This window comes from Siccibacter colletis, assembly GCF_025914095.1.
In the GTDB taxonomy this organism is placed as follows: domain Bacteria; phylum Pseudomonadota; class Gammaproteobacteria; order Enterobacterales; family Enterobacteriaceae; genus Siccibacter; species Siccibacter colletis.
This window is the reverse complement of sequence record NZ_CP074352.1, coordinates 459,070-481,209: the sequence shown is the minus strand read 5'-3', so window position 1 is coordinate 481,209 and position 22,140 is coordinate 459,070. Positions and strand designations below refer to the sequence as shown.

Here is a 22,140-nt window from a genome sequence, read left to right as displayed (position 1 = left end):
TCATGCCGTGTAACAAACAGCTCTCCATGTTGCCATGGAGAGCTAAATGGCAAACCTTACTCGGCTTCTGGTGCAGCCGGCGCGGCCGGTGCTTCAGCAGGCTGAGACTGCTCGGTTGCTTCTTTGATGCTCAGACGTACGCGGCCCTGACGGTCAACTTCCAGAACCTTAACCGGTACTTCCTGACCCATCTGCAGGTAATCAGTCACTTTCTCAACGCGCTTATCAGCGATCTGAGAGATGTGAACCAGACCTTCTTTACCGCCACCGATGGCAACAAATGCGCCAAAGTCAACGATACGGGTCACTTTACCATTGTAGATGCGACCCACTTCGATCTCAGCGGTGATCTCTTCGATACGACGGATAGCGTGTTTTGCTTTATCGTTATCGGTTGCTGCGATCTTCACGGTGCCATCATCTTCGATTTCGATGGTGGTGCCGGTCTCTTCGGTCAGGGCACGGATAACAGAACCGCCTTTACCGATGACGTCTTTGATCTTGTCCGGGTTGATCTTGATGGTGTGAATACGCGGTGCGAATTCAGAGATATCACCGCGCGGCGCGTTGATAGCCTGCTCCATCACGCCCAGGATGTGCAGACGCGCACCTTTAGCCTGATTCAGGGCAGCCTGCATGATCTCTTTGGTGATGCCTTCAATTTTGATATCCATCTGCAGCGCAGTGATACCTTCGCGGGAGCCCGCAACTTTGAAGTCCATATCGCCAAGGTGATCTTCGTCGCCGAGGATGTCGGACAGTACAACGTAGTTGTCGCCCTCTTTCACCAGACCCATCGCGATACCCGCAACGGCAGCTTTCACCGGTACGCCCGCGTCCATCAGTGCCAGAGAAGCACCGCACACGGAAGCCATGGAGGAAGAACCGTTAGATTCAGTGATTTCAGACACTACGCGCACGGTGTACGGGAAAGCATCGGCAGATGGCATAACAGCCAACACGCCACGCTTAGCCAGACGACCGTGACCAATCTCACGACGCTTCGGTGAACCGACCATGCCGGTTTCGCCTACGGAGTACGGAGGGAAGTTGTAGTGGAACAGGAAGCGGTCAGTACGCTCGCCCATCAGCTCATCAATGTTCTGCGCGTCACGCTCGGTACCCAGGGTAGCGGTAACCAGCGCCTGCGTTTCACCACGGGTGAACAGCGCGGAGCCGTGAGTACGCGGCAGTACGCCAGTGCGCACGTCCAGACCACGAATCATATCTTTTTCACGACCGTCGATACGCGGCTCGCCTGCCAGTACGCGGCTACGAACAACGTTTTTCTCGATGGCGTGCAGGATCTCGCCCAGCTCGTTGTCATCCAGAGACTCATCTTCTGCCAGCAGGGCAGCGATGGTTTCAGATTTGATGAGATCAACCTGGCTGTAACGTTCCTGTTTGTCGGTGATGCGGTACGCATCGCTCAGACGGGATTCTGCCAGCGCAGCAACGCGCGCGTTCAGCGCGTCGTTCACGGCTTCTGGCTGCCAGTCCCAGCGCGGTTTACCCGCTTCCTTCACCAGGTCGTTGATGTTCTGAATCACAACCTGCTGTTGGTCATGACCAAACACCACTGCGCCCAGCATCTGGTCTTCGCTCAGCAGTTCAGCTTCGGATTCAACCATCAGCACGGCACCTTCAGTACCAGCAACCACCAGATCCAGCTTGCTCTCTTTCAGCTCAGCCTGAGTCGGGTTCAGCACGTACTGGTCGTTGATGTAACCCACGCGAGCGGCACCGATTGGGCCGTTGAACGGAATACCAGACAGAGACAGCGCAGCAGAAGCGCCGATCATCGCGACGATATCCGGGTTAACCTGCGGGTTAACGGAAACCACGGTGGCGATGATCTGAACTTCGTTAACGAAGCCTTCCGGGAACAGTGGGCGAACCGGGCGGTCAATCAGACGCGCGATCAGGGTTTCGCCTTCGCCTGGACGGCCTTCACGACGGAAGAAGCCACCCGGGAAGCGACCAGCAGCGTAAGTACGCTCCTGGTAGTTAACAGTCAGCGGGAAGAAGTCCTGGCCTGGTTTCGCTTTTTTCTGACCAACAACGGTCACGAAAACCGCAGTGTCATCCATGCTCACCATGACGGCAGCAGTGGCCTGACGGGCCATCATGCCGGTCTCAAGCGTTACAGTATGTTGACCATACTGGAATTTACGAACGATCGGATTAAGCAAAATTTTACCCTTTCTTAATGAATGACAGCACGCCATTAGCCGTGCTGTCTGGTGACCGATCTTCTTGCATCCTCGCGACTAATGACAAGTCAGACCCGCTCATTTCGGGGCACCCTTCTCATTAGCCGCGCGAACCTCTGCACGAAGATCATGCTTTGCAACAATACATTAGTTTCCGAAGAATTGCTGCGGTCAGGTCGAAAAAAGGGGCCATACAGGCCCCTTTTTCTGAAACTCGCAAGAATTAGCGACGCAGACCCAGACGCTCGATCAGCGCAGTGTAGCGTGCAACATCTTTACGTTTCAGGTAGTCGAGCAGTTTACGACGCTGAGAAACCATACGCAGCAGACCACGACGGCTGTGGTGATCTTTTTTGTGCTCTGCAAAGTGACCCTGCAGGTGGTTAATCTGTGCAGTCAGCAGGGCAACCTGTACTTCAGTTGAACCGCTGTCGTTTTCGCCACGACCGAACTCAGAAACGATTTTAGCTTTAGCTTCAACGCTTAGAGACATTTTGAACTCCAGTTTATAGATAAATAACGAGGTGCCGATCTCTAATTCAGCATCCCCAATGAACACATCGTGAAAATGTAAACATCACACAGGTGTGTTGAGCCGCAATATTCTACCTGTCGCCACCTGTTATCGCAAGGTCGCGACATCGCTTATGCGGGATACTCAACAACCAGACGACGCGGTGCGACACGGCCTTGATCGTCTATTTCCGCCATGCCGATAAACTTCGCGTCATCGCCTTCAGTAACGCGCACCAGCCCGTTCAACGGGGCACCCGCCACGCGTACCGGCTGTCCGTTTTTAAAGTATACGGCCACCTCAGGCAGGACGTTCACCAGCGGAAAATCCGCTGCCGGACTGTCCATCGGCATCAGCAGTGGATCGAGGAGCTCGCCCGGTGCGATGTCGCGCGCCTGCGCCTCTTCGACCAACGCATTCAACTGCTCCAGCGTCACCATGCGCTCAATCGGATACTTACTCACCGCCAGACGACGCAGGAAGATAACATGCGCGCCGCAACCGAGTTTCTCACCCAGATCGTCAACGATGGTGCGGATGTAGGTCCCTTTGGAACAGTGCACTTCCAGCTCAAGCTCATCGCCTTCGTGGCGGATGAACAGCAGCTCGTACACGGTAATGGGTCGCGCTTCACGCGGTACCACAATTCCCTGACGCGCATACTCGTACAGCGGCTTACCCTGGTATTTCAGCGCCGAAAACATGGTCGGCACCTGCTGGGTGTCGCCCCGGAAGCTTTCCAGCGCCTCATCCAGTTGCGCGGCGCTGAAGCTAACCGGACGCTCCTCGACGATCTGCCCATCGGCATCCGACGTGTCCGTACGCTGCCCGAGCTTTGCGATAACGCGGTAGCGTTTATCGGAGTCAAGCAAGTACTGGGAAAACTTTGTCGCTTCTCCGAGACAGATCGGCAGCATGCCGGTCGCCAGCGGGTCAAGCGCGCCGGTATGCCCTGCCCGGTTAGCGTTATACAAACGCTTCACTTTTTGCAGCGCGTCGTTAGAGGAGAGACCCTGAGGTTTATCCAGCAAAAGAACGCCATGAATGTCGCGACCGCGACGACGAGGACGACTCATTAGTCCTCCTTGTTGTCGTCCGGGTTAACGCGGCGAGACTCATCGTTTTTGATCACGTTACTGACGAGGTTCGACATGCGCATACCTTCTACCAGCGAGTTATCGTAGAAGAAGGTCAGCTCAGGCACGATGCGCAGACGCATCGCTTTGCCCAGCAGTGAACGGATGAAGCCAGAGGCGTCCTGCAACGCTTTAATCCCGGCGTTAACCGCTTCTTCATCTTTATCGTTGAGGAAGGTTACAAATACTTTTGCGTAAGCAAGATCGCGGGATACTTCCACGCCGGAAACCGTTGTCATCAGACCCACGCGCGGATCTTTGATTTCGCGCTGCAGGATGATAGCGATTTCTTTCTGCATCTCCTGAGCCACGCGCTGCGGGCGACCAAATTCTTTCGCCATAATAATTCTCCACACTAAAGACTAAAAAGGGGCTAAAAGCCCCTTTTGAAAATTCTTGCCGGGTGGCGCAGCGCCAGCCCGGCCTACAATATCGTTAATCTCTGTTAGTTCCGGGACATCACCCGGAACGGCAGAAATTAATCGATGCTGCGCTGGATTTCGATAATTTCGAAGACTTCGATCATATCGCCGGTGCGAACATCATTGTAGTTCTTAACGCCGATACCACATTCCATACCGTTACGTACTTCGTTGACGTCGTCCTTGAAGCGGCGCAGGGACTCCAGCTCACCTTCATAGATAACCACGTTGTCACGCAGGACACGGATCGGGTTGTGACGCTTCACGACGCCTTCGGTAACCATACAGCCGGCAATGGCGCCAAATTTCGGTGACTTGAAGACATCACGCACTTCGGCCAGACCAATGATCTGCTGTTTCAGTTCCGGAGAGAGCATACCGCTCATCGCCGCTTTCACTTCGTCAATCAGGTTATAGATGACGGAGTAGTAACGCAGATCCAGGCTTTCCGCTTCAATCACACGACGCGCAGAGGCATCGGCACGAACGTTGAAGCCAACGATGATGGCGTTAGAAGCAGCAGCCAGGGTTGCGTCGGTCTCGGTGATACCACCGACGCCGGAGCCAACAATCTTCACCTTCACTTCGTCGGTAGAGAGTTTCTGCAGCGAGTCGGAGATCGCTTCCAGAGAGCCCTGTACGTCGGACTTCAGTACGATGTTCACTTCGTGAACTTCGCCTTCGGTCATGTTGGCAAACATGTTTTCCAGCTTGGATTTCTGCTGACGAGCCAGTTTCACTTCGCGGAACTTGCCCTGACGGTACAGTGCTACTTCGCGTGCTTTCTTCTCGTCACGTACTACGGTGACTTCGTCACCCGCTGCCGGCACACCGGACAGACCCAGGATCTCAACCGGGATAGACGGACCTGCTTCAGAAACATCGCGGCCAAGCTCGTCACGCATCGCACGTACGCGGCCATACTCGAAGCCACACAGGACGATATCGCCTTTGTTCAGCGTACCTTCACGAACCAGTACGGTTGCAACCGGGCCACGACCTTTATCCAGGAAGGATTCGATCACCACACCGCTCGCCATACCGCTGCGTACCGCTTTCAGCTCGAGAACTTCTGCCTGCAGCAGGATAGCGTTCAGCAGCTCATCAACACCGGTACCCGCTTTTGCAGATACGTGGACGAACTGGCTCTCACCGCCCCACTCTTCCGGCATGATGCCGTACTGGGAAAGCTCCTGCTTAACGCGATCCGGATCCGCTTCGTGTTTATCGATTTTGTTCACTGCAACCACCACCGGCACCTGCGCCGCTTTCGCGTGCTGGATAGCTTCGATGGTCTGCGGCATCACGCCGTCGTCCGCTGCAACAACCAGAACCACGATATCGGTCGCCTGAGCACCACGAGCACGCATTGCGGTAAACGCGGCGTGGCCCGGGGTATCCAGGAAGGTGATCATGCCGTTGTCGGTTTCGACGTGGTAAGCACCGATATGCTGGGTAATGCCGCCCGCTTCGCCAGAGGCGACTTTCGTGGAGCGGATGTAGTCAAGCAGAGAGGTTTTACCGTGGTCAACGTGACCCATGATGGTAACAACCGGCGCACGCGCTTCAGCCTGAGCACCCATATCGCGGTCGCTCATCAGCGCTTCTTCCAGCTCGTTCTCACGACGCAGGATAACTTTGTGGCCCATCTCTTCTGCGACCAGCTGTGCAGTTTCCTGGTCGATAACCTGGTTGATGGTCGCCATCGCACCCAGCTTCATCATCACTTTGATGACCTGAGAGCCTTTAACGGCCATTTTGTTCGCCAGCTCAGCAACGGTTACGGTCTCACCGATAACCACGTCACGGTTAACTGCCTGCGCCGGCTTGTTAAAGCCCTGCTGCAGCGCGCTACCTTTACGCTTGCCGCCTTTACCACCGCGAACCGCTGCACGCGCTTCTTCGCGGTCAGCTTTAGATTCTGAATGCTTGTTGCCTTTCTTCGGACGCGCTGCTTTTGCAGGACGCGCGCGACCACGGCCGCCTTCAACTTCACGGTCGTTGTCATCTTCAGCCTGGCGAGCATGCTGAGAAGTAGTGACGTGATAGTCGGTGCTTTCTTCCGGTTTCTCTGGGGTTTCCGCCCAGTTTTTCTCGTTTTCCGCGGCCATACGACGCGCTTCTTCCGCTACCTGGCGGGCGCTCTCTTCCAGCTTGCGGCGAGCTTCTTCCTCAGCCTTACGCTTCAGCTCAAGAGCTTCAGCTTCACGGCGGGCTTTTTCGGCCTGGGCAGTTTTGGTCATTTCGTCAGTCTGTTGATTGCTCACTTTGCTATTTTCCGCAGCTCCGCGTTTCGCGTTTTCAGCGTTTTCGCGTTTAGCCTGTTCGTCAGCTTCACGTTTAGCCTTTGCTTCCGCGTCGCGTTTTGCTTTTTCCTCAGCCTCGCGTTTAGCAGCTTCTTCTGCTTCACGACGGGCCTTCTCTTCCGCTTCACGCTGCGCTTCTTCTTCCGCGGCCAGGCGTTCAGCCTCTTGCGGATCGCGTTTTACAAAGGTGCGTTTTTTGCGGACTTCGATCTGTACCGATTTGCTTTTCCCACCGGTACCCGGGACATTTAAAGTACTGCGCGTTTTGCGCTGCAATGTCAACTTATCTGGCGCCGAACCATGTTCACGGTTCAGGTGCGTCAGCAGAGCTTGTTTCTCTTGCGCGGTTACAGAATCATCAGCTGACTTAGGGATCCCTGCATCAGCGAATTGCTGTACCAGGCGGTCCACTGAGGTCTGAATCTCTGCGGCCAGCGCTTTTACGGTTACATCAGTCATGCTGTTCCTTCCTGCTACAGTTTATTACGCGTCGTCGCCGAACCAGCAAATATTACGGGCCGCCATGATAAGCTCACCGGCTTTATCATCGGTTAACCCTTCAATATCAGACAGGTCATCTACGCCCTGTTCGGCGAGATCTTCAAGCGTACAAACACCACGAGCAGCCAGTTTGTAAGCCAGAGTACGGTCCATTCCTTCAAGATTGAGGAGGTCTTCGCTCGGCTTTTTATCACCAAGGCTCTCTTCCTGGGCAAGAGCCAGCGTCGTGAGTGCGTTTTTCGCACGGTCACGCAGTGCTTCAACGGTCGCCTCATCAAGACCGTCAATTTCCAGCAGCTCTTTCATCGGCACGTAGGCCAGTTCTTCGAGCGTGGAGAAACCTTCTTCAACCAGCATGGTTGCGAAGTCTTCATCGATATCCAGATACTTAGTGAAAGTATCAATCGCTGCGTGGGCTTCTGCCTGGTGTTTAGCCTGAAGGTCTTCAACGGTCATGACGTTCAGTTCCCAGCCGCTCAGTTGGGAAGCGAGACGTACGTTCTGACCGTTACGGCCAATCGCCTGTGCGAGGTTACCCGCTTCAACGGCGATATCCATGGTGTGCTTGTCTTCGTCAACGACGATAGAGGCAACGTCAGCCGGGGCCATCGCATTGATGACGAACTGCGCCGGATTATCGTCCCACAGCACGATATCGATACGCTCACCGCCCAGCTCGGTAGAAACCGCCTGAACACGCGCACCGCGCATACCGACACAAGCACCAACCGGATCGATACGCTTATCGTTGGTTTTCACCGCGATCTTGGCACGTGAACCTGGATCGCGCGCTGCCGCTTTAATCTCAATAACTTCTTCGCCGATTTCCGGCACTTCAATACGGAACAGCTCAATCAGCATTTCCGGCTTCGCGCGGGTTACAAACAGCTGCGCGCCGCGAGCTTCGGGACGCACGGCGTAAAGCACCCCACGAATACGGTCGCCCGGACGGAAGTTTTCACGCGGCAGCATGTCTTCACGCGGGATAACCGCTTCTGCGTTATTCCCTAAATCAAGGGTAATGTTGTCGCGGTTAACTTTTTTGGCGATACCGGTAATGATCTCGCCTTCGTGCTCGCGGAACTGATCAACAACCATCGCGCGCTCGGCTTCACGCACCTTCTGCACGATGACCTGTTTGGCGGTCTGAGTAGTAATGCGGTCAAAGGTTACAGATTCAATCTGATCTTCAACATATTCACCCAGCGTCAGCGCCGGATCTTCGTATTGAGCTGCTTCCAGGGTGATTTCACGGGTCGGCTGAGTCACTTCCTCAACAATCACCCAGCGACGGAAGGTGTCGAAATCGCCGCTTTTACGATCGATGCTTACGCGAACATCAATTTCCTGCTCGTATTTTTTCTTGGTTGCCGTGGCCAGGGCACTTTCCAGCGCTTCAAAAATTTTCTCGCGTGGAACCGCTTTTTCGTTAGAAACAGCTTCAACAACGGCCAAAATTTCTTTGTTCATCGGGGGCCTTCGCCTCAATCCAGAATGTTAAAAGTGGGGAACCAGGTTCGCTTTCTGAATGTTGCTCAGCGCGAATACTTCATCTTTGCCATCGACCGTCACGGTAATCATTTCGCCATCTACCGCTTTAATGATGCCCAGCCATTTACGACGGTTCTGTACTGCCATTCGCAGTACCAGCGCGACTTCTTCGCCGATGTAGGTAGTGTAATGCGCCGCGGTAAACATTGGGCGATCGAGGCCAGGAGAGGAAACTTCAAGGTTGTATGCCACTGTAATGGGATCTTCGACATCCAGTACGGCGCTTACCTGGTGGCTGACATCAGCGCAATCATCAACATTGATACCATTTTCACTATCAATATAGATGCGCAGCGTCGATGTGCGTCCGCGAATGAATTCGATACCGACGAGTTCATAGCCCAGCGCTTCAACCGGTGCTGTAATCATCTCTGTTAATTTTTGCTCTAATGTGGACAAGCCCACCCCCAAGACATAAAAAAAGGGCATAAAGCCCAGTTATTCTGAAGTCAGATAACAAAAAACCCCGATAAATCGGGGCTTTATATAACTGAACCCTGTAAGTCACCATGGTGACCTGGAGCACTCTCCAACAGAATTTTTTTCAAAACCCAATGAAAAAGCGTATTCCGCTCTACACAGTATATTTGAAAAAGAACTCTAAGGGAAAGTGGTTGCGGGGGCCGGATTTGAACCGACGACCTTCGGGTTATGAGCCCGACGAGCTACCAGGCTGCTCCACCCCGCGTCCGAAAACGTGGCGAATATTACGCCTAAAATGCATAAATTGCAAGTTTTGCTGTGATTTGGTACCGAGGACGGGACTTGAACCCGTAAGCCCAATCGGGCACTACCACCTCAAGGTAGCGTGTCTACCAATTCCACCACCTCGGCACTTAGAACGCGGCATTCAGCACTACCGCGTTTGATGCGACAAATTACTGCGGGATATCACTCGTCGGCTTGGTAGGTGCCGCCGGTGTGGTCTGCTCAGACGTTGGCTGAGTCAGGTTATCCCACATGCTTCCTTTGTTCGTTTTGTTGCTATTGATATTACCCAGTACCAGGCTGATGATGAAGAACAGCGTAGCCAGCACAGCTGTCATACGGGTCATGAAGTTACCAGAACCACTTGAACCGAACAGTGTAGTGGAAGCGCCAGCTCCGAAGGAGGCTCCCATATCAGCGCCTTTACCTTGCTGCAGCATGATAAGACCTACGAGGCCAATCGCTACAATAAGGAAGATAACCAAAAGAGCTTCGTACATAATCAACCTGTTCCTTGCGGGTTAACCGCATACCAATGCTTCAAACCAGTCAATGCGGGGCCATTTGTCATTCCCCTGTGAAGCGGGTGAGAATACTAACCAAAGCGTATCGCCTTAGCAAGAGCAAATTCGTGCCAATGTATCAACTGCGGAAAAAAACGGCAACGGCGATGAATTTGTTTAAAAACAAGGCGGCATTTGCCGCCCTTTTAACCAGCCAGGTCTCTTAAACCGCCTTTACCGCATCGGCGATGCGGTGAGCAAAATCGGTGACCTGCGCTTCATCTTCACCTTCCACCATCACGCGAATAAGCGGCTCGGTACCGGATTTACGCAGCAGCACGCGGCCACGGCTGCCAAGCGCAGCTTCCACTTCTGCCGTTACGGCTTTTACCTGCTCGTTTTCCAGCGGATCGCCACTGCCTGGGGTGAAGTGCACGTTGACCAGAATCTGCGGGAACAGCTTCATACCGCTGCAAAGATCGTGAAGCGACATGTGATTACGTGCCATTGCTGTCAGCACCTGCAGCGCCGCGACAATGCCATCACCGGTAGTGGTCTGGTCAAGCAGGATAACGTGCCCGGAGTTTTCCGCGCCGATACGCCAGCCTTTTTCCTGCAGCTTCTCCAGCACATAGCGGTCACCCACTTTTGCACGCGCAAATGGAATACCCAGCTGTTTTAACGCCAGCTCCAGACCCATGTTGCTCATCAGCGTGCCGACGGCGCCGCCGCGCAGCTGGCCCTGACGCAGGCCTTCACGCGCGATGATATAAAGGATCTGATCGCCATCGACCTTATTGCCTTCGTGGTCAACCATCATCACCCGGTCGCCGTCACCGTCAAAGGCGATGCCGAGGTGCGCTTTCTCTGCTACCACACGTTTTTGCAGCATGCGGACATCAGTTGCACCGCATTCTGCGTTGATGTTCACCCCGTCAGGCTCGCAGCCGATGGTGATGACCTGCGCGCCCAGTTCGCGGAACACGTTCGGTGCGATGTGGTAGGTCGCGCCGTTTGCGCAGTCCACCACAATTTTCATGTCGCTCAGGCTCAGCTCATTCGGGAACGTAGCTTTGCAAAACTCGATGTAGCGGCCCGCGGCATCGACGATGCGGCTCGCCTTGCCAAGCTCAGCGGAATCCACACAGGTGATCTCTTTTTCCATCTCCGCTTCGATAGCCTCTTCCACTTCATCCGGCAATTTGGTGCCGTCGATGGAGAAGAACTTAATACCGTTATCATAGAACGGGTTATGCGATGCGGAGATAACGATGCCGGCTTCCGCGCGGAAGGTGCGGGTCAGATAGGCGACGGCAGGGGTTGGCATGGGCCCGGTGAAGGATGCGGATAAGCCTGCGGCTGCCAGTCCGGCTTCCAGCGCCGATTCCAGCATATAGCCGGAGATGCGGGTATCCTTGCCGATAATGATTTTACGTGAGCCGTGGCGCGCCAGCACTTTACCCGCCGCCCAGCCCAGCTTAAGCACGAAATCCGGAGTGATCGGTGCATCGCCTACGCGGCCACGGATACCATCGGTACCAAAATATTTACGGTTACTCATAGCGTTTCTTTTCCTTCGCTGACAGTGTGGCTTCCACCACGCGCACCGCTTCCACCGTCTCTTTCACGTCATGCACTCGAATGATGTGAGCGCCCTGCATGGCCGCAATCACCGCACACGCAAGGCTGCCGCTCAGACGATCCGCAGGACCAACATTAAGCAGCTGCCCTACCATCGATTTACGCGACATCCCCACCAGTAACGGTAAGCCAAAATGGTGGAATTCTGAGAGTCGGGCCAAAAGCTGGTAATTATGGGTGAGATTTTTACCGAAACCGTAACCCGGGTCGAGCAACAATTTTTCTTTTGCGATGCCCGCCGCTTCACAGCGTGCGATCTGCTCAGTAAAGAAGCGATTCACGTCTGCAAATACATCATCGTAGTGCGGCGCATCCTGCATCGTGCCAGGCTGCCCCTGCATATGCATCAGACATACCGGTAATCCAGTCTCCGCAGCGGCTTCCAGCGCGCCAGGCAGTTGCAGGGAGCGAATATCATTGATGATGTGAGCACCCACTCTCGCTGACTCGCGAATCACCTCAGGACGCGAGGTATCAACGGAGATCCAGGTCTCAAAACGTTGGGATAACGCTTCGACCACCGGCACCACGCGCGAAAGCTCCTCATCGACACTTACCTCTGCCGCGCCCGGACGTGTCGATTCACCGCCAACATCGATAATCGTCGCGCCTGCGTTCAGCATCGCGTTGGCATGCTTCACCGCCTCAATCAGCGTGTTGTGCTTGCCGCCATCAGAAAATGAGTCTGGCGTAACGTTGAGGATGCCCATCACGTGGGGATGTGAAAGATCGAGCGATGAGCTCTGAGCGGAGAGTTTCATGGCGATTACCCTGCAAAAAACTAAGGTTAACTAAACGAGAAAAACCCCGGACCAGCCGGGGTTTGAAGAATGATAACAACGTGCCATTAACGAATTATTTATCGTCCAGTTGCTCTGACATGGTGTTGCCCGGGTTTGGCGTACGCGGTTCATCAACCGGACGCGGCGCACGCGGGGTGCCATTGCTGTCGTTGTTATTGCTGCCCGGATCTTCCCAGCCAGCCGGCGCACGAACGTCGCGGCGAGCCATCAGATCGTCAATCTGCGGTGCGTCGATGGTTTCATACTTCATCAGCGCATCTTTCATGGCATGCAGGATATCCATATTGTCATTCAGGATCTGACGAGCGCGAACGTAGTTACGTTCAATCAGCGCTTTCACTTCCTGGTCGATGATACGAGCCGTTTCATCAGACATATGTTTCGCTTTCGCGACGCTGCGGCCCAGGAACACTTCGCCTTCTTCTTCCGCATACAGCAACGGACCAAGTTTGTCGGAGAAGCCCCACTGGGTCACCATGTTACGGGCCAGGTTAGTCGCGACTTTGATGTCGTTCGACGCACCGGTAGAGACGTGCTCTGCACCGTAAATAATCTCTTCTGCAAGACGACCACCATAAAGGGTTGAGATCTGGCTTTCCAGCTTCTGACGGCTTGCGCTGATCGCGTCGCCTTCAGGCAGGAAGAAGGTCACACCCAGCGCACGACCACGCGGAATAATCGTCACTTTATGCACCGGATCGTGTTCCGGTACCAGGCGGCCGATGATGGCGTGGCCTGCTTCGTGATAGGCGGTAGATTCTTTCTGCGCTTCCGTCATCACCATGGAGCGGCGTTCCGCACCCATCATGATTTTATCTTTCGCTTTTTCGAACTCCACCATGGAAACCACGCGCTTGTTACCGCGGGCGGCAAACAGCGCCGCTTCGTTCACGAGGTTAGCCAGATCCGCACCGGAGAAGCCTGGCGTACCGCGCGCAATGATTGCTGCGTCGATATCCGGCGCCAGCGGTACGCGACGCATGTGAACTTTAAGGATCTGCTCACGGCCACGCACGTCCGGCAGACCAACCACAACCTGACGGTCGAAGCGGCCTGGACGCAGCAGCGCAGGGTCAAGTACGTCCGGACGGTTAGTTGCTGCGATAACGATAATGCCTTCGTTACCTTCGAAACCATCCATTTCAACCAGCATCTGGTTCAGGGTTTGCTCACGTTCATCGTGACCACCGCCCAGACCCGCGCCACGCTGACGGCCTACGGCGTCGATTTCATCAATAAAGATGATGCACGGTGCAGCTTTCTTAGCCTGTTCGAACATATCACGGACACGGGAAGCCCCCACACCGACGAACATTTCGACGAAGTCAGAACCGGAGATAGTGAAGAACGGCACCTTCGCTTCGCCGGCGATCGCTTTCGCCAGCAGCGTTTTACCGGTACCCGGCGGGCCCACCATCAGAACGCCTTTTGGAATTTTACCGCCCAGCTTCTGGAAACGGCTCGGTTCGCGCAGGTATTCCACCAGTTCGCCAACCTCTTCCTTCGCTTCGTCACAGCCCGCAACGTCCGCGAACGTGGTTTTGATCTGATCTTCGGTAAGCATACGCGCTTTGCTTTTACCGAACGACATGGCACCTTTGCCACCGCCGCCCTGCATTTGACGCATGAAGAAGATCCAGACGCCAATCAGCAACAGCATAGGGAACCAGGAGATGAAGATCGTGCCCAGCAGGCTCTGCTCTTCAGGCGGTTCGCCCATCACTTTTACGTTTTTGGTCAGCAGGTTATCAAGCAGTTTAGGGTCATTAACCGGAATGTAAGTCGTATAACGGTTATTGTCTCTCTTGGTAACGTTGATTTCACGTCCGTTGATACGTGCTTCACGAACCTGGTCCTGGTTAACTTCTTGCAGGAAGGTAGAGTAATCTACCTTGCGGCCATTCGACTCGCTGGGCCCAAAGCTCTGGAACACGGACATCAGCACAACCGCGATGACCAGCCAGAGAATTAGGTTTTTCGCCATGTCACTCAAGGGATTAACCTCTTATTACAACTGTGTTAAAAACAGCGTCAGGATACTATATCTCCAGTCTCTTTCAAGCCGCAGCGGTAAGCTTCCTCGCCCCACCCTGATGCCCACTGGTTATACTTTACGCCCGGTCGCTACAATATACACTTCACGTGAACGGGCACGAGAAGAGTCCGGCTTACGAACTTTAACCTTCGTAAACAGGGAGCGAATTTCTCGCAGGTACTCATCGAAACCTTCGCCCTGAAACACTTTCACTACAAAACTACCGCCCGGTGCCAGAACGTCACGACACATTTCAAGGGCCAGCTCAACCAGGTACATTGCGCGCGGGATATCCACCGCAGGCGTACCACTCATGTTAGGGGCCATATCTGACATGACCACCTGGACTTTACTCTCGCCGACGCGCTCCAGAAGCGCTTTTACAACGGTTTCGTCGCGGAAGTCGCCCTGCAGGAAATCCACGCCAACGATAGGATCCATCGGCAGCAGATCGCAAGCGATAATGCGGCCCTTACCGCCGATCTGGGTCACTACATACTGGGACCATCCACCGGGTGCAGCACCCAGGTCAACAACGGTCATCCCGGGTTTAAAGAGTTTGTCACTTTGCTGTATTTCATCAAGTTTAAACCAGGCACGGGAACGTAAACCCTTTTTCTGCGCCTGTTGAACATATTTATCGCTAAAGTGTTCCTGTAGCCAGCGGCTGGAGCTGGCAGAACGCTTTTTACCTGTCATTTGATATTCCAGTTCAGGTTCATCGTATGCCGTCGGCTAAAACTTACACAGCTTTGGCTATTCAGAAGAGATGGCGGTAGAATGAACCGTTTTCAATCCCAACGTAAGTAAAAAATAATACGATGAATCTTAGTACTAAACAAAAGCAGCACCTTAAAGGTCTGGCACATTCGCTCAAGCCGGTCGTTATGCTTGGCAATAATGGTTTGACCGAAGGGGTACTTGCCGAGATTGAGCAAGCGCTTGAACACCATGAACTTATCAAGGTGAAAATCGCTACTGAAGATCGCGAAACGAAAACCTTAATCGTGGAAGCTATCGTGCGGGAAACCGGCGCCAGCAACGTACAGGTCATCGGTAAAACGCTCGTTCTGTATCGTCCGGGCAAAGAGCGTAAGATTTCGCTACCACGCTAAGCACGGGTCCTTCCCGGGCAGCACGTGTGCAAAATGCCACGCTCCGTTTGTTGATGAAAGGCCGCTATGCGGCCTTTTTCCATTCTTTACATTCTGACCGGACGCTTTGTCACGTTAGCAGAGTCGCCACGGTAGCAAATCTTCGGCTTATAACGGTTTCGCGACGAAACGCGCTTAAAGATACTCAACCTTTACAATTTCGTACTCAACCTGCCCGCCCGGCGTATTGATAACGACAACGTCATCCACTTCTTTGGCAACCAGGCCGCGCGCGATCGGCGAATTTACCGAGATCAGATTCTGCTTAAAATCAGCCTCATCATCACCAACGATGCGGTAAGTCTGCTCTTCATCGGTATCAAGGTTGAGAACGGTGACGGTTGCGCCAAAAATAACGCGGCCGTTGTTCGGGATTTTGGTGATGTCGATAACCTGCGCATTAGACAGCTTGGCCTCGATATCTTTAATACGTCCTTCACAGAACCCCTGCTGCTCGCGAGCGGCGTGGTATTCAGCGTTCTCCTTAAGATCGCCGTGCTCACGGGCTTCGGCGATAGAAGCGATGATTTCCGGGCGACGAACGGATTTCAGAAACTCCAGTTCCTCGCGTAATTTTTCAGCGCCTCGTAAGGTCATCGGAATCGCTTGCATGTGTTACTCCTCTTCAAACCTTCTTCCCGGGTACGATCCATCTCCGCGCTGGCGACGTCGCCAGTCCGGCAAACACAGTGCCTGCCCGGGTAAGAAACAAAAGAAAACTGACCCGGGTACAAAGCCCCAGGTCAGCCACGAATTTTTCAATATGATACCTAGTTTAACCTGAAGTTCCCTGAGGGTCATCGTTTACTTTGCAGGGCGATGCACCGTAGTATGACGGCACGTTTCCAGGCTGTAACCGCGAGATTATGCGATTTTCCAGAATTATCATCGGATTGACCACATGGGTCGCCCTGACCGTTCAGGCGGCAAACGTAGATGAGTATATCAATCAGTTACCCGCCGGCGCCAATCTGGCGCTCATGGTGCAGAAGGTAGGCGCACCCGCTCCTGAGATTGATTATCACAGTCAACAAATGGCCCTTCCTGCCAGTACGCAGAAAGTGATCACAGCCCTTGCCGCTCTGCTCCAGCTTGGCCCTGATTACCGCTTTACCACCACGCTTGAAAGCCGGGGTGAAGTGCGTGATGGCGTGCTGGAGGGCGATCTTATTGCCCGTTTCGGTGGCGATCCAACCTTCAGGCGTCAGGATCTGCGAAATATGGTGGCCGCGCTGAAACGCGCCGGCGTCGAGAAGATCAAAGGAAACGTACTGATCGACACCTCCATTTTTGCCAGCCATGACAAAGCGCCCGGCTGGCCCTGGAACGACATGACGCAATGCTTCAGCGCTCCGCCCTCCGCGGCGATTGTCGATCGTAACTGCTTCTCGGTTTCGCTATACAGCGCGCCGAAAGCCAACGATCTTGCTTATGTGCGCGTTGCATCGTTTTATCCCATCACCGTACTGAGTCAGGTCCGCACTCTGCCGCGCGGCTCTTCAGAGGCGCAGTATTGCGAGCTGGATGTGGTTCCCGGCGATCTGAACCGCTACGTGCTGACCGGGTGTCTGACCCAGCGAGCCGACCCGCTGCCGCTGGCGTTCGCGATTCAGGACGGAGCAGGCTATGCGGGAGCAATCCTTAAACAGGAGCTGACGACCGCAGGTATTACCTACGATGGCTCGCTGATGCGCCAGACGCAGCAGAACGAGCCGGGTACAGTGATCGCCAGCAAGCAGTCACCACCGCTGCATGATCTGCTGCGCATCATGCTGAAAAAATCCGACAACATGATTGCGGATACGGTTTTCCGCACCATCGGCCACAACTTCTATAACGTGCCGGGAACATGGCGAGCCGGTGCTGACGCCGTGCGTCAGATCCTGCGCACCAAAGCCGGCGTGGATCTTGGCAACAGCCTGGTAGTGGATGGGTCCGGCCTGTCGCGCCACAACCTGATTTCGCCAGCGACTATGATGCAGGTGCTGCAGTACATCGCGCAGAACGACAGCCAGCTCAATTTCATCACCATGCTGCCGCTCGCCGGTCACGATGGCTCGCTGCAGTATCGCGCTGGCCTGCATGCAGCAGGCGTGGACGGAAAAGTATCGGCGAAGACCGGTTCGCTGCAGGGCGTATATAACCTGGCGGGCTTTATCACTACCGCCAGTGGCCAGCGTATGGCCTTTGTGCAGTATCTGTCTGGTTATGCCGTCGAGCCGGCGGATCAACGCAACCGCCGTATTCCGCTGGTGCGCTTCGAAAGCCGTCTCTATAAAGACGTCTACCAGAACAACTGATGCCGGTATCCCGCCCATAAAAAAACCCTCTCCGTCGGGAGAGGGTTTTATCAGGAAACGCGGTTCGGGAAGGATTACTTTTTGTAGATAAACTCTACGCCTTCGTCATCCTCTTCATCCCAGTCGTCATCCCAGTCTTCGTCATTCTCTTCTTCCATCTCATCAAGCTGCTGACGATGGTAGTCGTCCCACATAAACTCGACTTTCTCCGGCTGCGCGGCTTCGGTCGCCTGCACAATCGGGTTTTCGATAATGAAGGTCATGACGTCCCAGCACAGATCTTTCACGCCCTGCTGGCTTGCGGCAGAGATGAGATAGAACTTGTCTTCCCAGCCCAATGCCTCGGCGATTGCCTTCGCTTTGGCTTCCGCCTCGTCTTTGTCCATCAGGTCGATCTTGTTGAACACCAGCCAGCGCGGTTTTTGCGCCAGGCTTTCGCTGTATTTTTCCAGCTCGCCAACAATGATGCGCGCATTCTCAACCGGATCGGAACCGTCGATTGGTTCGATGTCGATGAGGTGAAGCAGCACGCGGCAGCGCTCAAGGTGTTTCAGGAAGCGAATACCCAGGCCGGCACCGTCAGCTGCGCCTTCGATAAGCCCCGGAATATCAGCGACCACGAAGCTCTTCTCGTTATCCATACGGACAACACCCAGGCTCGGTACCAGCGTGGTAAACGGATAATCCGCCACTTTCGGCTTCGCCGCAGACACCGCGCGGATGAAGGTGGATTTACCGGCGTTCGGCATCCCCAGCATACCGACGTCCGCCAGCAGCATCAGCTCCAGCTGCAGATCGCGCTTCTCGCCCGGCGTACCCATCGTCTTCTGACGCGGTGTACGGTTAACAGAGGATTTGAAACGGGTATTTCCCAGACCGTGCCAGCCGCCCTTAGCGACCATCAGACGCTGGGAGTGACGGGTCATGTCGCCCATCGTCTCGCCGGTACCCTGGTCGATAACGCGTGTTCCGACCGGCACCTTGATGGTAACGTCTTTCCCGCGCTTTCCGGTGCAGTCGCGGCTCTGGCCATTCTGACCGCGCTCGGCGCGGAAAGATTTCTCGAAACGGTAATCGATGAGCGTATTCAGGTTTTCGTCCGCTTCCAGCCAGACATCGCCACCGTCACCGCCGTCACCGCCGTCCGGGCCGCCTTTCGGAATGTATTTTTCGCGACGGAAGCTTACGCAGCCGTTGCCACCATCACCAGCCACGACCAGAATCGTTGCTTCATCAACAAACTTCATCTTACTTCTCCGTAATTCATTCGCCTGAGCGGGCTACAGGTACCGCCGCATCATGCTTTCGCCAGCGTCCCCAAAGACGATGGCCAATGGCGGAATACATTGCGCCCGCAACCACGACAAACGCACCGAGATAACCAATCAGGTTTAACATCGGCTTCGCGAAGAGTTCGGGCCAGGCCATAGATAATAGATCCGAAAAAAGCAGCGTAAATAATGGGGTGAGCGTAACGAACGCGCTCACCTGTGCTGCCTGCCAGCGCGCCATTGCTTCCGCCAGTGCGCCGTAACCTACTAGGGTGTTAAGGCCGCAGAAGACTAAACAGGCGAGCTGCCAGTTGCTTAACTGGAATACCGTCGCCGGATCGGACAACGGAATCAGCGCTATCGTACATAAAGTGTACAGTAAAAAGAGTATTTGCTGTGACGCCAGGCGACGCAGCAGTACTTTTTGCGCCACGCCGTAGCTCACCCACACCGTGGCCGCACCGACACCAAAAATCACGCCCCAGGTGTAATCCGACAGGCGCGTGAAAATCTCGATCAGGCTGGTATTGAAAAACAGTCCCAGGCCGCAGATCAACATACAGGCACCCACTATCTGAGTGCCGCGCATCTTCTCTTTAAGGATAAAGACGCTTGCCACCATCATCCCCACCGGGGAGAGCTGGCCGATAACCTGTGACGCGGTCGGGCTCAGGTATTGCAGGGACGAGCTAAAAAGAATGAAGTTGCCAAAAAGCCCACCGGTGGCGATAGCCAGCAGCACCAGCCAGCGTGGCTTACGGAACAGCTGCATGGGCGGCAGCTTGCCTTTCAGCGCCAGAATGGCACCAAGCCCAATGGAGGCCATCAGAAAGCGGTAAAACACTACCGTTGGCGGTTCCATGACTTCCAGCACCTGCTTCATTGCAATTGGCAGTGCGCCCCAACACATCGCTGTTGTCAGCGCCAGAGCAATGCCAATACCCGCCTGCTGTTTCATGCTTTTTCCCTGCAATTAAAAATTACCGGGATCGGAATGTAAAAAGCCCCGCAACAGGTTGCGGGGCTTTCATCCGTTACCGGGACGCGAAAAACTTATTCAGCAACGATGCTGATGAATTTACGGTTTTTCGGGCCTTTAACTTCGAACTTAACTTTACCGTCAGTCAAAGCGAACAGAGTGTGGTCTTTGCCGCAACCAACGTTGGTGCCTGCGTGGAACTTGGTGCCACGCTGACGAACGATGATGCTGCCAGCAAGAACTGCTTCACCACCGAAACGCTTAACGCCAAGGCGTTTAGCTTCTGAATCGCGACCGTTACGAGTTGAGCCGCCAGCTTTTTTATGTGCCATTTAATCTGCTCCCCTGTATTAAGCGCTGATGCCAGTGATTTTCACATCAGTGAACCACTGACGATGGCCCTGCTGCTTACGATAGTGTTTACGACGACGAAACTTAACGATTTTAACTTTCTCGCCACGACCGTGAGCAACAACTTCAGCTTTGATTACGCCGCCATCAACGAAAGGAACGCCGATTTTGACATCTTCACCGTTTGCGACCATCAGAACTTCAGCGAATTCAATAGTTTCGCCAGTTGCGATGTCCAGCTTTTCCAGGCGAACGGTCTGACCTTCGCTTACTCGGTGTTGTTTACCACCACTTTGGAAAACCGCGTACATATAAAACTCCGCTTCCGCGCACACCTTTTTGTGATTCAGAGTGCGCTATAAATATTCACAATAGGGCGCGAATATTACGCAAATCGTGACGCTTTGACAAGTGCGATTGTTCATCAGTGCAGAAAAAAAACGCAACTGCCTGCGCGACGTTTCTCTTAGGCTTTTTTGCAGTACAATCTCTGCTACATTTACAATCCGTCTCCCTCCATAATCCCATTTAGATAAGTGGTAAACAGGACGATAGCCAGACTTTTGCGATGAATTTAGAAAAAATTAACGAGTTAACCGCGCAAGACATGGCCGGTGTCAACGCGACAATCCTGGAGCAGTTAAATTCAGATGTTCAGCTGATCAATCAGCTGGGCTATTACATTGTCAGCGGTGGCGGCAAACGTATACGTCCGATGATTGCCGTTCTGGCAGCGCGCGCGCTGGGTTATGAGGGCAAAGCTCATGTGACCATCGCCGCATTAATCGAATTTATTCATACGGCTACGCTGCTACATGATGATGTGGTGGATGAGTCCGACATGCGCCGCGGCAAAGCAACGGCGAATGCCGCGTTTGGCAATGCTGCCAGCGTGCTGGTAGGTGATTTTATTTATACCCGCTCGTTCCAGATGATGACGCGTCTTGGGTCGTTGAAAGTGCTGGAAGTGATGTCAGAGGCGGTGAACGTTATTGCTGAGGGGGAAGTCCTGCAGCTGATGAACGTTAACGACCCGGATATCACCGAAGAGAGCTACATGCGCGTGATTTACAGCAAAACCGCGCGTTTGTTCGAAGCCGCAGCGCAGTGCTCTGGCATCCTGGCCGATGCGACTCCCGCCCAGGAAAAAGGCCTGCAGGATTATGGCCGCTATCTGGGAACCGCGTTCCAGCTGATTGACGATCTGCTCGACTACAGCGCCGACGGCGAAACGCTGGGCAAAAACGTCGGTGACGACCTTAACGAAGGCAAACCAACGCTGCCGCTGCTGCACGCTATGCATAACGGCACCCCGGCGCAAGCCAGCCTGATCCGTGAAGCCATTGAGCAGGGTAACGGCCGGCATCTGCTGGAACCGGTGCTTGAGGCAATGGCGAACTGTGGCTCGCTGGAGTGGACACGCAAGCGCGCCGAAGAAGAAGCCGATAAAGCGATTTCTGCCCTTCAGGTGCTGCCCGATACGCCGTGGCGCGAGGCGCTTATCGGTATCGCTCATATCGCGGTACAGCGCGACCGTTAATCCCCCTGACCTTTCCGTGCAAGTCGCGGAAAGGTTCCAGAAATTTCCTGAATACATCCTTGCCAATTCATTCCAACTCATTGCATTAATTACATTTGCTTGTGCATAACCCCACAATTTCGATCATTTTGGGAAGCATCAGGAATCATTTCGAGTATTTCATGTTATAACCCTTCCTGTAATGTGTGTTTTAACTTGCTGAACAGGTGTTT

At 54.1% G+C, this 22,140-nt stretch carries 20 protein-coding genes and 2 tRNA genes; 3 read left to right on the top strand and 19 right to left on the bottom strand.

Annotated features, from left to right (window positions below):
* Positions 1–56: 56 nt before the first annotated feature.
* The 14 genes from pnp to rlmE form a co-directional block, all read right to left on the bottom strand.
* The gene (gene pnp, locus KFZ77_RS02385) at positions 57–2,192 is read right to left on the bottom strand and encodes a polyribonucleotide nucleotidyltransferase (protein ID WP_031519015.1); all 2,136 of its coding nucleotides are present in this window, start codon (positions 2,190–2,192) and stop codon (positions 57–59) included.
* Between the two features lie 244 nt (positions 2,193–2,436).
* A complete protein-coding gene (gene rpsO / locus KFZ77_RS02380; protein ID WP_004385056.1) occupies positions 2,437–2,706 on the bottom strand; it encodes a 30S ribosomal protein S15 in 270 nt (89 codons plus the stop codon).
* 152 nt (positions 2,707–2,858) lie between these two features.
* The gene (gene truB, locus KFZ77_RS02375) at positions 2,859–3,803 is read right to left on the bottom strand and encodes a tRNA pseudouridine(55) synthase TruB (RefSeq protein WP_264385326.1); all 945 of its coding nucleotides are present in this window, start codon (positions 3,801–3,803) and stop codon (positions 2,859–2,861) included.
* The gene (gene rbfA, locus KFZ77_RS02370) at positions 3,803–4,204 is read right to left on the bottom strand and encodes a 30S ribosome-binding factor RbfA (RefSeq protein ID WP_031519018.1); all 402 of its coding nucleotides are present in this window, start codon (positions 4,202–4,204) and stop codon (positions 3,803–3,805) included. Before rbfA ends, truB begins: the two co-directional genes overlap by 1 nt.
* 137 nt (positions 4,205–4,341) lie before the next feature.
* Positions 4,342–7,050, bottom strand: a complete 2,709-nt coding sequence (infB, locus tag KFZ77_RS02365; RefSeq protein WP_031519020.1) for a translation initiation factor IF-2 — start codon at positions 7,048–7,050, stop codon at positions 4,342–4,344.
* A gap of 24 nt (positions 7,051–7,074) precedes the next feature.
* A complete protein-coding gene (gene nusA, locus KFZ77_RS02360; protein ID WP_031519022.1) occupies positions 7,075–8,562 on the bottom strand; it encodes a transcription termination factor NusA in 1,488 nt (495 codons plus the stop codon).
* Positions 8,563–8,589: 27 nt separating this feature from the next.
* On the bottom strand, positions 8,590–9,042 hold the full coding sequence (gene rimP, locus KFZ77_RS02355; protein WP_264385325.1) for a ribosome maturation factor RimP: 453 nt from the start codon (positions 9,040–9,042) through the stop codon (positions 8,590–8,592).
* A 212-nt stretch (positions 9,043–9,254) separates the two neighbouring features.
* Positions 9,255–9,331, bottom strand: a tRNA-Met gene (locus KFZ77_RS02350).
* Positions 9,332–9,390: 59 nt separating this feature from the next.
* Positions 9,391–9,477: transfer RNA gene (locus KFZ77_RS02345), tRNA-Leu, on the bottom strand.
* 44 nt (positions 9,478–9,521) lie between these two features.
* Positions 9,522–9,851, bottom strand: a complete 330-nt coding sequence (gene secG / locus KFZ77_RS02340; RefSeq protein WP_031519025.1) for a preprotein translocase subunit SecG — start codon at positions 9,849–9,851, stop codon at positions 9,522–9,524.
* A gap of 226 nt (positions 9,852–10,077) precedes the next feature.
* Positions 10,078–11,415, bottom strand: coding sequence for a phosphoglucosamine mutase (gene glmM / locus KFZ77_RS02335; RefSeq protein WP_031519027.1), 1,338 nt, complete (start codon positions 11,413–11,415; stop codon positions 10,078–10,080).
* Positions 11,408–12,256: a dihydropteroate synthase gene (gene folP / locus KFZ77_RS02330; protein WP_031519028.1), complete on the bottom strand. Its 849-nt coding sequence runs from the start codon at positions 12,254–12,256 to the stop codon at positions 11,408–11,410. Before folP ends, glmM begins: the two co-directional genes overlap by 8 nt.
* Positions 12,257–12,350: 94 nt before the next feature.
* The gene (gene ftsH / locus KFZ77_RS02325; protein ID WP_031519030.1) at positions 12,351–14,282 is read right to left on the bottom strand and encodes an ATP-dependent zinc metalloprotease FtsH; all 1,932 of its coding nucleotides are present in this window, start codon (positions 14,280–14,282) and stop codon (positions 12,351–12,353) included.
* A 120-nt stretch (positions 14,283–14,402) separates the two neighbouring features.
* The gene (gene rlmE, locus KFZ77_RS02320; protein ID WP_031519032.1) at positions 14,403–15,032 is read right to left on the bottom strand and encodes a 23S rRNA (uridine(2552)-2'-O)-methyltransferase RlmE; all 630 of its coding nucleotides are present in this window, start codon (positions 15,030–15,032) and stop codon (positions 14,403–14,405) included.
* A gap of 122 nt (positions 15,033–15,154) precedes the next feature.
* On the opposite strand from rlmE, the gene yhbY reads away from it, so the two are divergent.
* Positions 15,155–15,448 carry a ribosome assembly RNA-binding protein YhbY gene (gene yhbY / locus KFZ77_RS02315; protein ID WP_031519034.1) on the top strand — a complete coding sequence of 98 codons (294 nt, stop codon included), beginning with the start codon at positions 15,155–15,157 and terminating at the stop codon, positions 15,446–15,448.
* A gap of 174 nt (positions 15,449–15,622) precedes the next feature.
* On the opposite strand, the gene greA is transcribed toward yhbY, so the two are convergent.
* The gene (gene greA / locus KFZ77_RS02310; protein ID WP_031519036.1) at positions 15,623–16,099 is read right to left on the bottom strand and encodes a transcription elongation factor GreA; all 477 of its coding nucleotides are present in this window, start codon (positions 16,097–16,099) and stop codon (positions 15,623–15,625) included.
* 254 nt (positions 16,100–16,353) lie between these two features.
* On the opposite strand from greA, the gene dacB reads away from it, so the two are divergent.
* The gene (gene dacB / locus KFZ77_RS02305) at positions 16,354–17,787 is read left to right on the top strand and encodes a serine-type D-Ala-D-Ala carboxypeptidase (RefSeq protein WP_031519037.1); all 1,434 of its coding nucleotides are present in this window, start codon (positions 16,354–16,356) and stop codon (positions 17,785–17,787) included.
* Positions 17,788–17,861: 74 nt separating this feature from the next.
* On the opposite strand, the gene cgtA is transcribed toward dacB, so the two are convergent.
* From cgtA to rplU, 4 genes are all read right to left on the bottom strand, one after another.
* Complete coding sequence (cgtA, locus tag KFZ77_RS02300; protein ID WP_031519039.1) at positions 17,862–19,034, bottom strand: Obg family GTPase CgtA; 1,173 nt, start codon at positions 19,032–19,034, stop codon at positions 17,862–17,864.
* Between the two features lie 16 nt (positions 19,035–19,050).
* Positions 19,051–20,016: a DMT family transporter gene (locus KFZ77_RS02295; RefSeq protein WP_264385324.1), complete on the bottom strand. Its 966-nt coding sequence runs from the start codon at positions 20,014–20,016 to the stop codon at positions 19,051–19,053.
* 95 nt (positions 20,017–20,111) lie between these two features.
* Positions 20,112–20,369, bottom strand: coding sequence for a 50S ribosomal protein L27 (gene rpmA / locus KFZ77_RS02290; RefSeq protein WP_024549632.1), 258 nt, complete (start codon positions 20,367–20,369; stop codon positions 20,112–20,114).
* 18 nt (positions 20,370–20,387) lie between these two features.
* Complete coding sequence (rplU, locus tag KFZ77_RS02285; RefSeq protein WP_031519042.1) at positions 20,388–20,699, bottom strand: 50S ribosomal protein L21; 312 nt, start codon at positions 20,697–20,699, stop codon at positions 20,388–20,390.
* A gap of 257 nt (positions 20,700–20,956) precedes the next feature.
* Here rplU and ispB point away from each other — a divergent pair, with 257 nt between their 5' ends.
* Positions 20,957–21,928: an octaprenyl diphosphate synthase gene (gene ispB, locus KFZ77_RS02280; protein WP_264385323.1), complete on the top strand. Its 972-nt coding sequence runs from the start codon at positions 20,957–20,959 to the stop codon at positions 21,926–21,928.
* Positions 21,929–22,140: the final 212 nt, after the last annotated feature.

Coding starts and splice junctions, on each gene's coding strand:
- glmM (WP_031519027.1), bottom strand. CDS start 11,415: ATGAGTAACCGTAAATATTTTGGTACCGATGGTATCCGTGGCCGCGTA.
- yhbY (WP_031519034.1), top strand. CDS start 15,155: ATGAATCTTAGTACTAAACAAAAGCAGCACCTTAAAGGTCTGGCACAT.
- KFZ77_RS02295 (WP_264385324.1), bottom strand. CDS start 20,016: ATGAAACAGCAGGCGGGTATTGGCATTGCTCTGGCGCTGACAACAGCG.
- cgtA (WP_031519039.1), bottom strand. CDS start 19,034: ATGAAGTTTGTTGATGAAGCAACGATTCTGGTCGTGGCTGGTGATGGT.
- rpsO (WP_004385056.1), bottom strand. CDS start 2,706: ATGTCTCTAAGCGTTGAAGCTAAAGCTAAAATCGTTTCTGAGTTCGGT.
- folP (WP_031519028.1), bottom strand. CDS start 12,256: ATGAAACTCTCCGCTCAGAGCTCATCGCTCGATCTTTCACATCCCCAC.
- dacB (WP_031519037.1), top strand. CDS start 16,354: ATGCGATTTTCCAGAATTATCATCGGATTGACCACATGGGTCGCCCTG.
- truB (WP_264385326.1), bottom strand. CDS start 3,803: ATGAGTCGTCCTCGTCGTCGCGGTCGCGACATTCATGGCGTTCTTTTG.
- nusA (WP_031519022.1), bottom strand. CDS start 8,562: ATGAACAAAGAAATTTTGGCCGTTGTTGAAGCTGTTTCTAACGAAAAA.
- rbfA (WP_031519018.1), bottom strand. CDS start 4,204: ATGGCGAAAGAATTTGGTCGCCCGCAGCGCGTGGCTCAGGAGATGCAG.
- rlmE (WP_031519032.1), bottom strand. CDS start 15,032: ATGACAGGTAAAAAGCGTTCTGCCAGCTCCAGCCGCTGGCTACAGGAA.
- ftsH (WP_031519030.1), bottom strand. CDS start 14,282: ATGGCGAAAAACCTAATTCTCTGGCTGGTCATCGCGGTTGTGCTGATG.
- rplU (WP_031519042.1), bottom strand. CDS start 20,699: ATGTACGCGGTTTTCCAAAGTGGTGGTAAACAACACCGAGTAAGCGAA.
- infB (WP_031519020.1), bottom strand. CDS start 7,050: ATGACTGATGTAACCGTAAAAGCGCTGGCCGCAGAGATTCAGACCTCA.
- rpmA (WP_024549632.1), bottom strand. CDS start 20,369: ATGGCACATAAAAAAGCTGGCGGCTCAACTCGTAACGGTCGCGATTCA.
- greA (WP_031519036.1), bottom strand. CDS start 16,099: ATGCAAGCGATTCCGATGACCTTACGAGGCGCTGAAAAATTACGCGAG.
- secG (WP_031519025.1), bottom strand. CDS start 9,851: ATGTACGAAGCTCTTTTGGTTATCTTCCTTATTGTAGCGATTGGCCTC.
- ispB (WP_264385323.1), top strand. CDS start 20,957: ATGAATTTAGAAAAAATTAACGAGTTAACCGCGCAAGACATGGCCGGT.